Source organism: Rhodococcus sp. ENV425 (assembly GCF_002887785.1).
Lineage (GTDB): Bacteria > Actinomycetota > Actinomycetes > Mycobacteriales > Mycobacteriaceae > Rhodococcus > Rhodococcus aetherivorans.
This window is the reverse complement of the sequence record NZ_PCZU01000004.1, coordinates 1-12,936: the sequence shown is the minus strand read 5'-3', so window position 1 is coordinate 12,936 and position 12,936 is coordinate 1. Positions and strand designations below refer to the sequence as shown.

Genomic DNA, 12,936 nt, shown 5'->3' with positions numbered 1-12,936 from the left:
AGATGACCAGCCGGGCGGCACCGCGGTCGAGCAGTTCGCGGATGAGGTCCGCAGCGGCCGCGGCCTGTTCGGTGCCGACGTGGCTCAGGTCGATCGTGATCGCGTGACCGGTGAGATCGTCGGGCAGGTCCTTGGGGACGGCGCCGGTGGCGCCGAGTCGCAGTTTCATCGTGTTCTCCTCTTACTGGACAAGATCGGTACGGGATAAAGAAAGGCACCCGAGGCGATGTGCCCGGGTGCCCGAGAAGGAGTCTTTCGAGTCGTCGACTCATTCCCGGGGTTGCCACTTGGCGAAGTGGAAGTACGCGTAGGTGTGTCGGCACCAGGTGGGTACGGCAATGCGCATCGACTTCGCCGCGATGACCTTGTCGTCTCGCATCGGACCGTACCTTTCTCGTGTGTTCCTACGGGTTAACCGGACACCATACCCGAGTAACGCGAATCTGACATCTCTTGTTTTCCGCCCATCTCGGGCGGCGGGTCAGAGCTTGGCGAGCCACGCCTCGAAACCGCGGGTGAACTCGTCCGAGAAGGGCAGATCGGCGATGTAGTCGGCGCCGGTGGACTGCTGGTCGCCGATGTCCTTGAGCACGTGGTTGGCCCGGTGCAGGCGCAGCGAGGTCAGGCTCGTGTGCACGAGTGCCGAGTCGAGGGCGTCGACGTCCTCGACCCGCACCTGGATGTCCTTCGCGGAGACGCTGGTGAGTACCGGCAGCGCCCCGTCGAGCTGGGCCGCGAGCATCCGCGGATCGAGGGCGTCCTCCTCGGCGAGGGCCTTTGCGTTGGCCGAGACCAGTCCGGCGTTGCGGAGCGGCTCGGGCAGGGTGTCGCTGAGGGTGCCGTCGGCCCGCAGCGATTCGACGGCGTCCGCGAGGGCGAGGCGCAGTTCGTCGGCCACCTGGATCGGGAGCTGACCGGCGTCGACGACGGCGTCGAGCTGGGCGTCGATCTGGGCGGTGAGCAGGTCCAGCAGCCGCACCGCCAGCGGCTCGAGCAGGGCGATGCCCGCGACGGGCGCGCCGGCGTGGGCGAGGGAGAGGGCGATGAGCGCGCCCTCGCTGTGCCCGACGACGTAGAGCCGCTCGGCGTCGACGCCCGGCTGTCCGGCGAGGAACCGCAGGCCGTCGGTGGCGGCATCGATGAAGGTGGAGAATCCGAGGTCGGCGACGTCGGAGACGTCGTACGGACCGAGGCCGGTGACGCCACTGCCGAGCTTGTCGTAGCGCAGGCTGGCGAAGCCGTTGCGTTCGAGCACGTCGGCGAGGTGACGCAGGGTGCCGATCGGGCCGGGCAGCAGCGCGCTGTCGCCGTTGCGGTCGGTGGGACCGCTGCCGGCGAGCAGCAGCACGGCGGGGACGTCCCCGTCGCCCGCGGCGGGCACGCGCAGGCTGCCGTGCAGGGTCACGTCGCCGCTGGAGAAGGAGATGTCGGTGTCCGCCATGGCGTCGTGTCTATCAGAACCGGTCAGCCCGTCCGCAGGCGGCTCAGCCCTCGGTACCCGCGGTGGACGGCCCACGCGAAGCCGGCGAGCAGGGGCACGACGAGCAGCGGGACGACGAGCGCGATCAACGACGTGACGAAGGAGAGCAGGTCGTCGAGCAGTGACAGCGCCGGGTTGCCGAGTCCCGCGGTCGTGACCGTGCTCGCCGCGCGGGTGCCGGTCTGCACCGTGCTCACCGCCATCGCGGTCGGGGCGCCGACGACGATGCCGGCGAGGGCCGCCATCGCCGGGTCGAGATCGGCGAACGCGGCCCAGGCGGCGAGCGCGCCGGCGACGGGCCGCACGACGGTGGCGACGGCCGAGAGGACGTTGTCGACGAGGGGGACCAGGTCGGCGCCGATCTCGACGACGGTGGCGATCGCCAGGGCGGCGAGCGCGCCCGTCGACCCGACCCACTGCATCGACTCGTTGAGCGCGATCCCGAACAGGCCGAAGTGCACCGCGGTGCCGAGCATCAGCAGCGGGAGAAAGGTGCGCAGGCCGGTGGCGGCGGCCAGTCCGAGGCCCAGCAGTGCCGCGAGGAGCCAGGTGTCCATGGCGGGAGTGTAGGGATCGCCGCCGACATCGGGTACCGAACCGGGCCGGGCAGGCGCTCCCGCGCGGCGTTCCCGCCGCGGCGACGCGCCGCGGCTGCAGGTGCCGAAATCACCGAACGCTCGTACCTTGGGAGGGGTGACGTCACCCACAGTCAGGCCGTCCACCCTCGGCGAGCTGCGCGCCTCGGGCCATGTGCACCGCTCCGTCAAGGACGAGATCCGGCAGAACCTGCTCGCCGCCCTGCGCGACGGCATCGACCCGTGGCCGGGCATCGTCGGATTCGACGACACCGTCGTTCCGCAACTCGAACGCGCCCTCCTCGCGGGCCACGACGTGGTGCTGCTGGGCGAACGCGGTCAGGGCAAGACCCGGTTGCTGCGCACCCTGCCCCTGCTGCTCGACGAGTGGACACCGGTGATCGCCGGCTCCGAGCTCGGGGAGCATCCCTACGACCCGATCACCCCCGCCTCGATCCGCCGCGCCGCGGAGCTCGGCGACGACCTGCCCGTCGCCTGGCGGCACCGCAGCGAGCGCTACGCCGAGAAGCTCGCCACCCCCGACACCTCCGTCGCCGACCTGGTCGGCGACGTCGACCCCGTCAAGGTCGCCGAGGGCCGCAGCCTCGGCGACCCCGAGACCATCCACTTCGGTCTCGTACCCCGCGCCCACCGCGGCATCGTCGCCGTCAACGAGCTGCCCGACCTCGCCGAGCGCATCCAGGTCTCGCTGCTCAACGTGATGGAGGAGCGCGACATCCAGGTGCGGGGGTACACGCTGCGGCTCCCGCTCGACGTCCTGCTCGTCGCCAGCGCCAACCCGGAGGACTACACCAACCGGGGCCGGATCATCACCCCGCTCAAGGACCGGTTCGGCGCCGAGATCCGTACCCACTACCCGACGCAGCTCGACGACGAGATCGCCGTCATCGAGCAGGAGGCGCAGCTGCAGTCGCGGGTCCCGGACTTCCTGCTCGAGATCCTGGCCCGCTTCACCCGCCTGCTGCGCGAATCCACGTCGGTGGACCAGCGTTCCGGCGTGTCCGCGCGCTTCGCCGTCGCCGGTGCCGAGACCGTCGCGGCCGCCGCGATGCGTCGCGGGGCCGTGCTCGGCGAGGCCGACCCCGTCGCACGGCCCGTCGACCTCGGCACCGTCGTGGAGGTGCTGCGCGGCAAGGTCGAGTTCGAATCCTGCGAGGAGGGACGGGAATTCGAGGTGCTCGACCATCTGCTCCGGCGGGCCACGGCGGACGCCGCCCGAACCCGGCTGGCCGGGGTGGACCTCGGTCCGCTCGTCGCGGCCGTCGAGCAGGGCCGGCCGGTGGTGACCGGCGACCGGATCACCGCCAAGGCGCTGCTCGACGAGCTGCCCGACCTGCCCGTCCTCGACGTCGTCGCCGAACGGCTCGGCGCGGACGGCATCGGAACCCGGGCTGCCGCCGTCGAACTCGCCCTCGAGGGCCTCTATCTGGCGCGGCGCATCGCCAAGCACGCCGACGACGACGGTGCCGCGGTGTACTCCTGATGAGCCGGGGCGCGAGGTACGGACCTTACGACGGCGGCGACCCGCTCGCCCCGCCGGTGGATCTGCGTGAGGCCCTCGCCGCCATCGGCGAGGACGTGCTGTCCGGCAGTTCGCCGCGACGGGCGCTGCGGGAGCTGCTGCGCCGCGGGCACGGGTCCATGCGCGGCCTGGACCGGCTTGCCGCGCAGGCGAATCGGCGTCGCAGGGACCTGCTGGACCGCACGAATCTCGACGGCACGCTGCGTGAGGTGCGCGAGCTGCTCGACCGGGCCGTGCTCGAGGAGCGCAAGGCGCTCGCGCGCGCTCTCGACGACGAGGCCCGGTTCGCGGAGATGCGGATCGAGGAACTGCCCGCCTCCGCCGCCCAGGCCGTGCAGGAACTCGCCGACTACGACTGGCGCAGTTCGCAAGCCCGGGAGGACTACGAGAAGATCCGCGATCTGCTGGGGCGGGAGATGCTCGACCAGCGGTTCGCCGGGATGAAGCAGGCCCTCGAAGGCGCGACCGACGAGGACCGCGAACGTGTGAACCGGATGCTCGAGGATCTGAACGATCTGCTGGACAAGCATTCCCGCGGGGAGGACACCCAGGAGGACTTCGAGCAGTTCATGGCCGAGCACGGCGACTTCTTCCCGGAGAACCCCCGCAACGTGGAGGAACTGCTCGACTCGCTCGCCCAGCGCGCGGCGGCGGCGCAGCGACTGCGCAACTCGCTCAGCCAGGAACAGCGGGACGAGCTCGACGCCCTCGCCCAGCAGGCGTTCGGCTCGCCGAGCCTGATGTCGCAGCTCGACCGCCTCGACTCGCACCTGCGCGCCGCCCGTCCCGGCGAGGACTGGACCGGGTCGGAGCGGTTCCGCGGCGACCAGGGCATGGGCCTCGGCGAAGCGACCGGGGCGCTGCAGGAGGTTGCCGAACTCGACGCGCTCGCCGACCAGCTCTCCCAGCAGTACGCCGGGGCCTCCCTCGACGACATCGACCTCGACGCGCTGGCTCGCCAGCTCGGCGACGAGGCCGCGGCCGACGCGCGCATGCTCGCCCAGCTCGAGAGGGAACTGCAACGGCAGGGGTTCTTCGACCGCGGCGCCGACGGGCAGTGGCGACTGTCGCCCAAGGCGATGCGCGAACTCGGCCGGACCGCGCTGCGCGACGTCATGGACCAGCTGTCCACCCGCGGCGGGCAGCGCGAGACCCGCCGTGCGGGGGCGACGGGCGAGCCCACCGGGGCGTCGCGTCCGTGGGAGTTCGGCGACACCGAGCCGTGGGACGTCGTGCGCACCCTCACCAACGCCACCCTGCGCGCTCCCGCGCGAATCCCGGTGCGGATGGACGTCACCGACGTCGAGGTCGTCGAGACCGAGCAGCGCACCCAGGCCGCCGTGGCACTGCTGGTGGACACCTCGTTCTCGATGGTGATGGACGGTCGATGGGTGCCGATGAAGCGCACGGCACTGGCCCTCAACCACCTGGTCTCGACCCGGTTCCGCGGTGACGCCCTGCAGCTGATCGCGTTCGGCCGGCACGCTCGGGTCGTCACCGCCACCGAACTCGCCGGGCTGGACGGGGTCTACGAGCAGGGCACCAACCTGCATCATGCGCTGATGCTGGCCGGCCGGCACCTGCGCCGGCATTCCAACGCCCAGCCGGTGGTGCTGGTGGTCACCGACGGCGAACCCACCGCGCACCTCGAGGCGGACGGCTACGCGGCGTTCGACTATCCACCCAGCGTCCGCACCCTGGGGATGACGGTCCGCGAATTCGATCATCTCGCCCGCGCCGGTGCGCACGTGACGATCTTCCGGCTCGGCGACGATCCCGGGCTGGCACGGATCGTCGACCGTATGGCCCGCCGGGTCGGTGGGCGGGTCGTCGCGCCCGACGTCGACGGACTCGGCGCCGCCGTCGTCGGTGACTACGTGCGGCTGCGCCGGCGGTGACTATGCGCGGCTGCGCCGCCGGTAACTATGCGCGGCTGCGCCGCCGCTGACGCGGCCGTGCGCGGTTCCGGTAGTGGGAGCTACCGAAAGCGCGCACGGGTGGCGTCTACCTGCGCAGCGCCCGCCACGTGCTCACCGCGGCAGCCGACAGCAGTCCCGCGGTTACCAGGAACACCGAGGCGGTGCCGGCGACCCCGGCGATCGCGCCGGCTGCCAACGGCACCGACACCTGGCCGAGACGGTTGCCGGTGAGGCGTACCGCCAGCGCCGACGCCCGGTCCGCCGGTGCCACCAGTTCGACCACCCACGTCATGGTCAGCGGCTGCCCGAAACCCCAGAAGGCGCCGCAGAGCGCCAGGAGCGCGCCCAGCGCCCACGGGTTGGGCAGAAACGGCAGGGCCGCGACGGGCAGCGCAGTGCACGCCGTCGCCGACAGCAGCAGACGTCGCCGCGGGATCGTCCGCAGCGCCCACGGCAGCACCGCGCGCGAGACGATCGACGCGACGGTGCGGGCGGTGAGCAGAGCCGACACGAGCAGCACCCCGAATCCGAACTCCTCACCGAGCAGCGGCAGGTACGCGACGACGATGTCCACGGACGCCAGCACCACGAGGCTCGAGAACATCGCGGGCTTCATCCCGCGCGTGCGCAGCATCGACAGCACCGACTGCGGGGGCGCGTCGTCCGGGGTGCGTCCGGAACCGGGTGGTTCGCGCAAGCCGACGACGAACGGCAGGGCCATCGCGGCCAGAACCGTCATCACGAGCAGCGCCGGCGTGGTCTCGACGGTCTCGCCGTTGCTCGCCGCAGCGATCACGCCGGCGAGCGGCACCCCGATCGCCTGACCGACCGACACCCCGAGGGTGATGCCCGCGAAGCCGCGATCGAGCTCGCCCGGCGGCGACAGGATCGACACGAACGCCTGCCCCGACACCGTCACCAGGAGCTGACCGAGACCCAGGACGGCGTTGCCGAGACCGAGCACCAGCAGGTCCGGGCTGAGGGCGATGATCAGCGCACCGGCCACCGACACGACCACCCCGGCCCGGAGGATTCCGGCCGCGTGCCGGCGGTCGACGGCCCGGCCGAGTGGCACCGCGAGCACCAGCGGAACGAGGGCGAACAGGGCCGTCACCACGCCGATCACGGCCGCGTCGCCGCCGAGGGCGAGAACGCGGTAGGAGACGAGGACGCGCACCGACTGGAACGTCGCGTGCAGCAGCGCCGTCGCCGTGCACAGGAGCAGCAGCCAGTGCCGGGGGATGCGGGCCATCGATCAGCCGGCCGTCACGATCCGGTCGGCGAGCGGCGCCCGCAGCGTCAGTTCGAGCACACCGGTGACGGCGATCATGATGCACGCCCGGTCCACCGCCTCGGGCAGCGTGCCGCCGCGCAGCGCCACCGTCACGGTGGTGCCGGACTCGGTGACGGTGGCATCGACCCCGAAACACTCGGGTGTGCCGGTCTCGAAGTGGACGGCGATGCGGTCGCCGTCGACGCGGGTCCACGACTGTATCGGGATCGGGTGCGGGTCGACGAGATCGTCGCGGGCCGTGAAGACCGTTGCCCCCTCCGGCGTCGGCGCCTCGGGCAGGGCGGGGACGCCGGCGCCGCCCGGACCGCACGCGACGGCCAGGACGCAGCAGGCGGCGAGCAGCAGCAATCGCATGGGTCTCAACCTAGCCGTGCCCGTCATGCCAGCAGCGCGGCGACGACGCCGATCGCGGGTATCGAGGCGAGCGTGGTGACCAGCGCGGCGTCGCGGGCGAGCACCATGCCGCGGCCGTAGCGGCTGGCGTAGACGAACACGTTCTGTGCTGTCGGCAGCGTCGCCACCACGACGATCGCGAAGAGCTCGTGCCCGTCGAGGCCCATCAGGTGGCGGGCCATGACGTAGGCGAGGACGGGCTGCACCACGATCTTGAGTACCGAGGCGAGCGCGACGTCGCGGCGTGGGCTCGTGCCCTTTTCGAGCACCCGCACGCCCTGGAGCGACAGGCCGAACGCGAGCAGGGCACCCGGCACCGAGGCGCCCCCGAGGAGGTGGAACGGCTGCATCAGCGCGGTGGGCAGCGTCCAGCCGGCGACGGCGACGGTGAGCCCGGCCGCACCGGCCAGCACGATGGGGTTCTTGAACGGGGCGGTGACCGTCTCCATCCGGGACGCCCCGGCGCGCATCGTGGACAGGTCCAGCATCGTCAACGCGATGGGGGAGAACAGCACGATCTGGAACAGCAGCAGCGGCGCGACGAAGGAGGCGTCGCCGAGGACGAACACCGCGATCGGGATGCCGAGGTTGGCGGAGTTGACGTAGGAGGCGGCGAGCGCGCCGATCGTCAGTTCCGGCAGGGGCCGGCGCAGCCACAGCTTCGCGACGACGAGGTAGAGCGCGGCGACGGCGAACGCCGTGGCCGCGGCGACGTACAGGGTGGGGGAGAAGATCACCGACAGGTCGGAGGTGGCCAGCGAGTCGAACAGCAGCGCGGGGGTGGCGACGAAGAACACCATCCGGCTGAGCACGAACTGTCCCTCGGGTCCGAGCGTGCCGGTGCGGCCGAGCGCGAATCCGATCGCGATGATCACGAAGATGACGCTGAATCCCGCGATCACGCCCGACACCGACCGTCACAACCCTTCGTCACCACCCGACACTCAGGCGCTGCACGCCAGGCCGAGAACCTTACCGGCGGTAACGGCACCGCGGCTCACCGGGCGTGCCGGGCAGCAGGAACGATGCGGGTGGGAGCCCGGCCGGGCATCGCGGGCGAAAGTCTGCGATGCTGAAAAAATGCCGACCGACCCGATTGTTTACCCTCCGGCCAACGTCATCGCGCTGGCTCAGCATCCGCGCTACCAGCACGCCGACTGGACGATCTCGGAGCGGCTGGTGCGACGGCAGGAACTGGTCCTGCAGCATCTCGGCGTGTGCGGCGACGACGGTTCCTGAGGGGCTCCGGGCCCGGGACCGGCGCACCTCGCCGCCGTGCTCCGGGGCGGACTCAGGGCGTCACCGTGGCGACGAACGTCATCCGGTCCCCGCGGTAGAGCGACCGCCGCTGCTCGATCGGCGCGTCGTGCTGATCGTAGGAAACGCGGTTGAGCAGGAGCATGGGCGTGCGGATGTCGGCGTCGAGGAGTGCCGCCTCGCGGGCGTCGGGCAGGGTGGTCTCGATGTACTCGACCGCGCGCGCGAAGGTGATCCCGCGCGCGCGGATCGCCGCGTACAGCGACGACGTGGAGTCGAAGCTGTCGACGAGTCCCGGATAGCGATCGGCGGGCAGGCGCGTCCGTTCGAGTCCGACGCGGACGCCGTCGGTGAGCAGGACGCGTTCGAGTTCGAGGACGGGGTCGCCGACGGCGATCGCGAGTACCTCGGCGAGGTCGGGGTCGGCGGCGAGGTCGGTCCAGCCGACGAGAATGCGTCCCGCGCTGCGGCCCTCCGCGAGGGCGGCCTCGGTGTAGGAGCCGATGATCAGCGGTTGCAGGATCTTGGGCTTCGCGACGACGGTGCCCCGGCCGCGGCGTTCGATGCGGCCGTCGACGAGGAGTTCGCGCAGCGCCTGGCGCACGGTCTCCCGGGCCACGTCGAACCGGGTGGCGAGGTCGCGCTCGGAGGGCACCGGGTCGCCGACGGAGAGTTCGTCGAGCAGGGCGTCGACCTGATGCCGCACGATCTGGTGCTTGGGGACCCGGGCCTCGCGAGCGGTTGCTGTCACGCTCGAAGCGTACCGGATTTTGGTCTATACCAATTGTTCACCGCGCGTTCGCCTGCCGTCCCCTCATTGGTCTAGACCATCGCTCAGGCTCGGGGCCATGCGAATCCTGATCATCGGCGGCGGCATTCTGGGCACCGCCCACGCCGACGCCGCCGTCCGCCGCGGACACGACGTCGTTCACCTCGAACGCGAACCGGAGGCCCGGGGCGCCACCGTCCGCAACTTCGGCCTCGTGTGGGTCTCCGGGCGTACCGAGGGCGAACTGGCTGCCACCCTGCGCTCTCGCGAGTTGTGGGCCGACCTCGGCGCCCGCGTCCCCGGCATCGGTTTCCGGGCGAACGGATCGATCACCCTTCTTCGCACCGACGCCGAGGTGGCCGTCGCCCGGGAGGCCGCGGACCGCCCCGACGCGCGTGACCGGGGCTTCACCCTGCTCGAGCCCGAGGCGGTCCGGCGGCTCAACCCCGCCCTGCGCGGCAAGTTCGTCGCCGGTCTGCACTGCAGCACCGACGCCGCCGTCGAATCCCGCGTCGCCCTGCCCGCGATCCGGTGGCACCTCGCCACCTCCGGGCGGTATCGATTCCGGCCGGAGACCGAGGCGCGCACCGTGACCCGCACCGCCCACGGCACCGTGCAGGTGCGCGACGACCACGGCGCCGTCCACGAGGCCGACCTCGTGCTCGTGTGCCCCGGAGCGACCCTGTCCGGTCTCGCCCGCGAACTCGGCGGCGACCTGCCCCTGCGCCGCGTGCGATTGCAGATGATGCAGACCGCGCCGCTGGGGGAGAAGCTCACCACGTCCGTCGCCGACGGCGACAGCCTGCGCTACTACCCGGGATTCGCCGGGGCCGCGCTGGAGGAGCTGAAGGCGCGCGAACCGCAGGCGCTCACCGCCGAGCGGCACCGCATGCAGCTGCTGTGCGTGCAGCGCCTGGACGGCGGGCTCACTCTCGGCGACACCCACGAGTACGACGAACCGTTCGCCTTCGACGTCGACGAGGCCCCGTACGAGCACCTCGTCACCGTCGCGGAGGACCTGCTCGGACGCCGGCTCCCGCCGGTGATGCGGCGCTGGGCCGGGGTCTACAGCCAGTGCCTCGATCCCACCGAACTCGTCCACCGTGCCCGCGTCGACGACGACATCTGGATCATCGCCGGGCCGGGCGGCCGCGGCATGACCCTCGGCCCCTACCTCGGCGAGCGGACCGCCGATCTCCTCGAGCTCTGAACATCCTCTCCCGCAACGATTCCGGAGTAGCAATGACTGTCATCCGACTGGCCGTGCTCGACATGGCCGGCACCACCGTCGCCGACGGCGGCCTCGTCCTCCGCGCCTTCGACGCGGCCGCCACCAGCGTCGGACTGCCCACCGACGGGCCCGAACGCGACGCCGCCCGGAGCTACGTCCTCGACACGATGGGCCGGTCCAAGATCGTCGTCTTCCGGTCCCTGTTCGGCTCCGAGGAACGGGCCCGCGCCGCGAACGCCGCCTTCGAGCGGGCCTACGACGAATTCGTCGACGCCGGCGAGGTCGAGCCGATCCCCGGGGCCGCCGAGGCGATCACCCGGTTGCGCGACGCCGGCCTCGCCGTGGCCCTCACCACCGGCTTCAGCCGCACCACCCAGGACCGGCTGCTCGCCGCCCTCGGCTGGGAGGACCTCGCCGATCTCACCCTCGCGCCGTCCGACGCCGTTCGCGGCCGGCCGTACCCCGACCTGGTGCTCACCGCGCTGCTGCGCGCCGAGATCGACGACGTTCGCGAGGTCGCCGTGGTCGGCGACACCGTGGGCGACATGCTCTCCGGCCGCCGCGCCGGTGCCTCCGTCGTCGCCGGCACCCGCACCGGCGCCCACGACGAACAGGCGCTGCGCGACGCCGGGGCCACCCACATCGTCGATTCCGTCGCCGACCTGCCCGATCTGCTCCTGCAGTCCTGACAGACACCCCGACCCCGAGGACTTCCCGACATGCACTGCTCCAGCCGAACGGTCGCCGCGACCGCGCTCGCGACCGGCCTCGCTCTCGCCCTCACCGCCTGCGGCGGCTCCGATCCCGACGCCGTCAACGCCCAGGGCTTCCCCGAGAAGCTCACCCTGGCCGCGATTCCCGCCGAGAACTCGGCGGACCTGCAGGCCGGTTACGACCCGCTCATCGCGCTCCTCGAGCGCGAGACCGACGCCGAGGTCGAGTTCGTGCAGGCCTCCGACTACGCCGGCGTGGTCGAGGGCATCATCGCCGACAACGTCGACCTCGCCTTCTTCGGCCCGTTCGCCTACGTCGTGGCCGGCGTCAACGGCGCCGATGTCAGCCCGCTCGGCGCCGTCGTCCAGGCCGCCGGCGGCGAGCCGGGTTACCGGTCCTACGGCCTCACCCGCTCCGACAACACCGAGATCGACGGCATCGACGACTTCGCCGGCAAGGACGTGTGCTTCGTGGACCCGGGATCCACGTCCGGATTCCTCTACCCCTCCGCGGGACTCATCGAGGCCGGCGTCGTCGAATCCGGCACCGAGCAGGCCGTCGCCGCCGGTGTGAACCCGATCTACGCGGGCGGCCACGACGCCTCGGCCCTCGCGATCGCCGCCGGCGACTGCGATGCCGGATTCGCCTTCGACACCATGGTCGACGAGACCATGATCGCCAGCGGCGACCTGAAGGAAGGCGAACTGAAGAAGGTCTGGGAGTCCGAGACGATCGCCGGCTCGCTGTTCGTGGCGAGCAACTCGCTCGGTGCCGACACCGTCGACCGGCTCCGCACGATCTTCGTCGACAAGGCCAATGCCGATCACATGCGCGCCGCGGGACTGTGCGACGGCGAGTGCCGCATCACCGACGAACGGGCGTGGGGCGTCGTCGCCGCGACCGACGCCGACTACGAGGGCGTGCGCGAGGTGTGTGCCCTGACCGAGTCCGACAAGTGCAAGGGCTGAGTTGAACAGCGATCACACCGTCGCGGGCGACGAAGACCTCACCGTCGCGGGTGACGAAGACCTCACCGTGGCGGGCGATGATGTCGTCGTCTCCGCCCGTCGCGTCACGAAGAAGTTCGGCCACACCGTGGCTCTCGACGGTGTCGACCTCGAGGTGCATCGCAGCGAACTCGTCGTGCTGCTGGGCCTGTCCGGCTCCGGTAAGTCGACGCTGCTGCGCTGCCTCAACGGTCTGCACAGCGTCACCGAAGGGGCCGTGGAGGTGGCCGGCACCCGCGTCGATCTGGCGTCCCGCGCCGAGCTGCGCATGCTGCGGCGGGAGGTCGGGTTCGTCTTCCAGCACTTCAACCTCGTCGGCCGGCTCAGCTGCCTCGAGAACGTCCTCGTCGGCGGGCTCGGGCGCCTGCGCCTGCCCCGCTACGGCGCCGCGACGTACCCGAAGCGGATGCGCACCGAGGCCCTCGACCACCTCGACCGCGTGGGGCTGGCCGACCTCGCGGATCGTCGCGCCGACACCCTCTCCGGTGGGCAGCAGCAACGGGTCGCGATCGCGCGGACGCTGATGCAGCGTCCCACCGTCCTGCTCGCCGACGAACCGGTCGCGTCCCTCGACCCCGAGAACGCCGGGGTGGTGATGGACCTGCTCTTCCGTGTGTGCATGGAGGACAAGCTCACCGTCGTGTGCACCCTGCACCAGGTGGACCTCGCGCTGGGCTGGGCCCACCGGATCGTCGGCCTGCGCGGCGGACGGAAGGTGCTCGACCGGCCGGCCGTGGAGCTGAGCAGGGGTGAG

General features: G+C 71.6%; 13 protein-coding genes. 7 read left to right on the top strand and 6 right to left on the bottom strand.

What is annotated here, in order from left to right:
- Positions 1 to 481: 481 nt before the first annotated feature.
- Both CQZ88_RS00125 and CQZ88_RS00120 read right to left on the bottom strand, forming a co-directional pair.
- Complete coding sequence (locus tag CQZ88_RS00125; RefSeq protein ID WP_006945011.1) at positions 482 to 1,441, bottom strand: S9 family peptidase; 960 nt, start codon at positions 1,439 to 1,441, stop codon at positions 482 to 484.
- Between the two features lie 23 nt (positions 1,442 to 1,464).
- A complete protein-coding gene (locus CQZ88_RS00120) occupies positions 1,465 to 2,037 on the bottom strand; it encodes a DUF4126 domain-containing protein (RefSeq protein ID WP_029542006.1) in 573 nt (190 codons plus the stop codon).
- Positions 2,038 to 2,173: 136 nt separating this feature from the next.
- Between CQZ88_RS00120 and CQZ88_RS00115 the strand changes: the two genes are divergently transcribed.
- Both CQZ88_RS00115 and CQZ88_RS00110 read left to right on the top strand, forming a co-directional pair.
- Complete coding sequence (locus CQZ88_RS00115; protein WP_102799055.1) at positions 2,174 to 3,559, top strand: sigma 54-interacting transcriptional regulator; 1,386 nt, start codon at positions 2,174 to 2,176, stop codon at positions 3,557 to 3,559.
- A complete protein-coding gene (locus CQZ88_RS00110) occupies positions 3,559 to 5,496 on the top strand; it encodes a VWA domain-containing protein (RefSeq protein WP_102799054.1) in 1,938 nt (645 codons plus the stop codon). Before CQZ88_RS00115 ends, CQZ88_RS00110 begins: the two co-directional genes overlap by 1 nt.
- 106 nt (positions 5,497 to 5,602) lie before the next feature.
- Here CQZ88_RS00110 and CQZ88_RS00105 read toward each other — a convergent pair whose 3' ends face one another.
- From CQZ88_RS00105 to CQZ88_RS00095, 3 genes are read right to left on the bottom strand one after another with little or no spacing between them, the layout of a single operon-like run.
- Positions 5,603 to 6,769: an MFS transporter gene (locus tag CQZ88_RS00105; RefSeq protein WP_102799053.1), complete on the bottom strand. Its 1,167-nt coding sequence runs from the start codon at positions 6,767 to 6,769 to the stop codon at positions 5,603 to 5,605.
- 3 nt (positions 6,770 to 6,772) lie between these two features.
- Complete coding sequence (locus tag CQZ88_RS00100; RefSeq protein WP_072634593.1) at positions 6,773 to 7,165, bottom strand: large secreted protein; 393 nt, start codon at positions 7,163 to 7,165, stop codon at positions 6,773 to 6,775.
- Positions 7,166 to 7,188: 23 nt separating this feature from the next.
- Positions 7,189 to 8,115: an AEC family transporter gene (locus CQZ88_RS00095; protein ID WP_102799052.1), complete on the bottom strand. Its 927-nt coding sequence runs from the start codon at positions 8,113 to 8,115 to the stop codon at positions 7,189 to 7,191.
- Between CQZ88_RS00095 and CQZ88_RS29425 the strand changes: the two genes are divergently transcribed.
- Positions 8,084 to 8,443, top strand: a complete 360-nt coding sequence (locus CQZ88_RS29425) for a hypothetical protein (protein ID WP_139310950.1) — start codon at positions 8,084 to 8,086, stop codon at positions 8,441 to 8,443. The genes CQZ88_RS00095 and CQZ88_RS29425 overlap by 32 nt on opposite strands.
- A 52-nt stretch (positions 8,444 to 8,495) precedes the next feature.
- On the opposite strand, the gene CQZ88_RS00090 is transcribed toward CQZ88_RS29425, so the two are convergent.
- Positions 8,496 to 9,212 (bottom strand): GntR family transcriptional regulator, encoded by a 717-nt coding sequence (locus CQZ88_RS00090; protein WP_006945000.1) that lies wholly within the window; start codon positions 9,210 to 9,212, stop codon positions 8,496 to 8,498.
- A gap of 97 nt (positions 9,213 to 9,309) precedes the next feature.
- On the opposite strand from CQZ88_RS00090, the gene CQZ88_RS00085 reads away from it, so the two are divergent.
- From CQZ88_RS00085 to phnC, 4 genes are all read left to right on the top strand, one after another.
- A complete protein-coding gene (locus CQZ88_RS00085) occupies positions 9,310 to 10,440 on the top strand; it encodes a TIGR03364 family FAD-dependent oxidoreductase (RefSeq protein ID WP_102799051.1) in 1,131 nt (376 codons plus the stop codon).
- Between the two features lie 32 nt (positions 10,441 to 10,472).
- Entirely contained in the window at positions 10,473 to 11,150 is a 678-nt protein-coding gene (locus CQZ88_RS00080; protein ID WP_102799050.1) for a phosphonatase-like hydrolase, read from the top strand.
- Positions 11,151 to 11,180: 30 nt separating this feature from the next.
- On the top strand, positions 11,181 to 12,143 hold the full coding sequence (locus CQZ88_RS00075) for a phosphate/phosphite/phosphonate ABC transporter substrate-binding protein (RefSeq protein ID WP_065922896.1): 963 nt from the start codon (positions 11,181 to 11,183) through the stop codon (positions 12,141 to 12,143).
- A gap of 67 nt (positions 12,144 to 12,210) precedes the next feature.
- On the top strand, positions 12,211 to 12,936 hold a 726-nt coding region (gene phnC, locus CQZ88_RS00070), incomplete at its 3' end, for a phosphonate ABC transporter ATP-binding protein (RefSeq protein ID WP_102799056.1).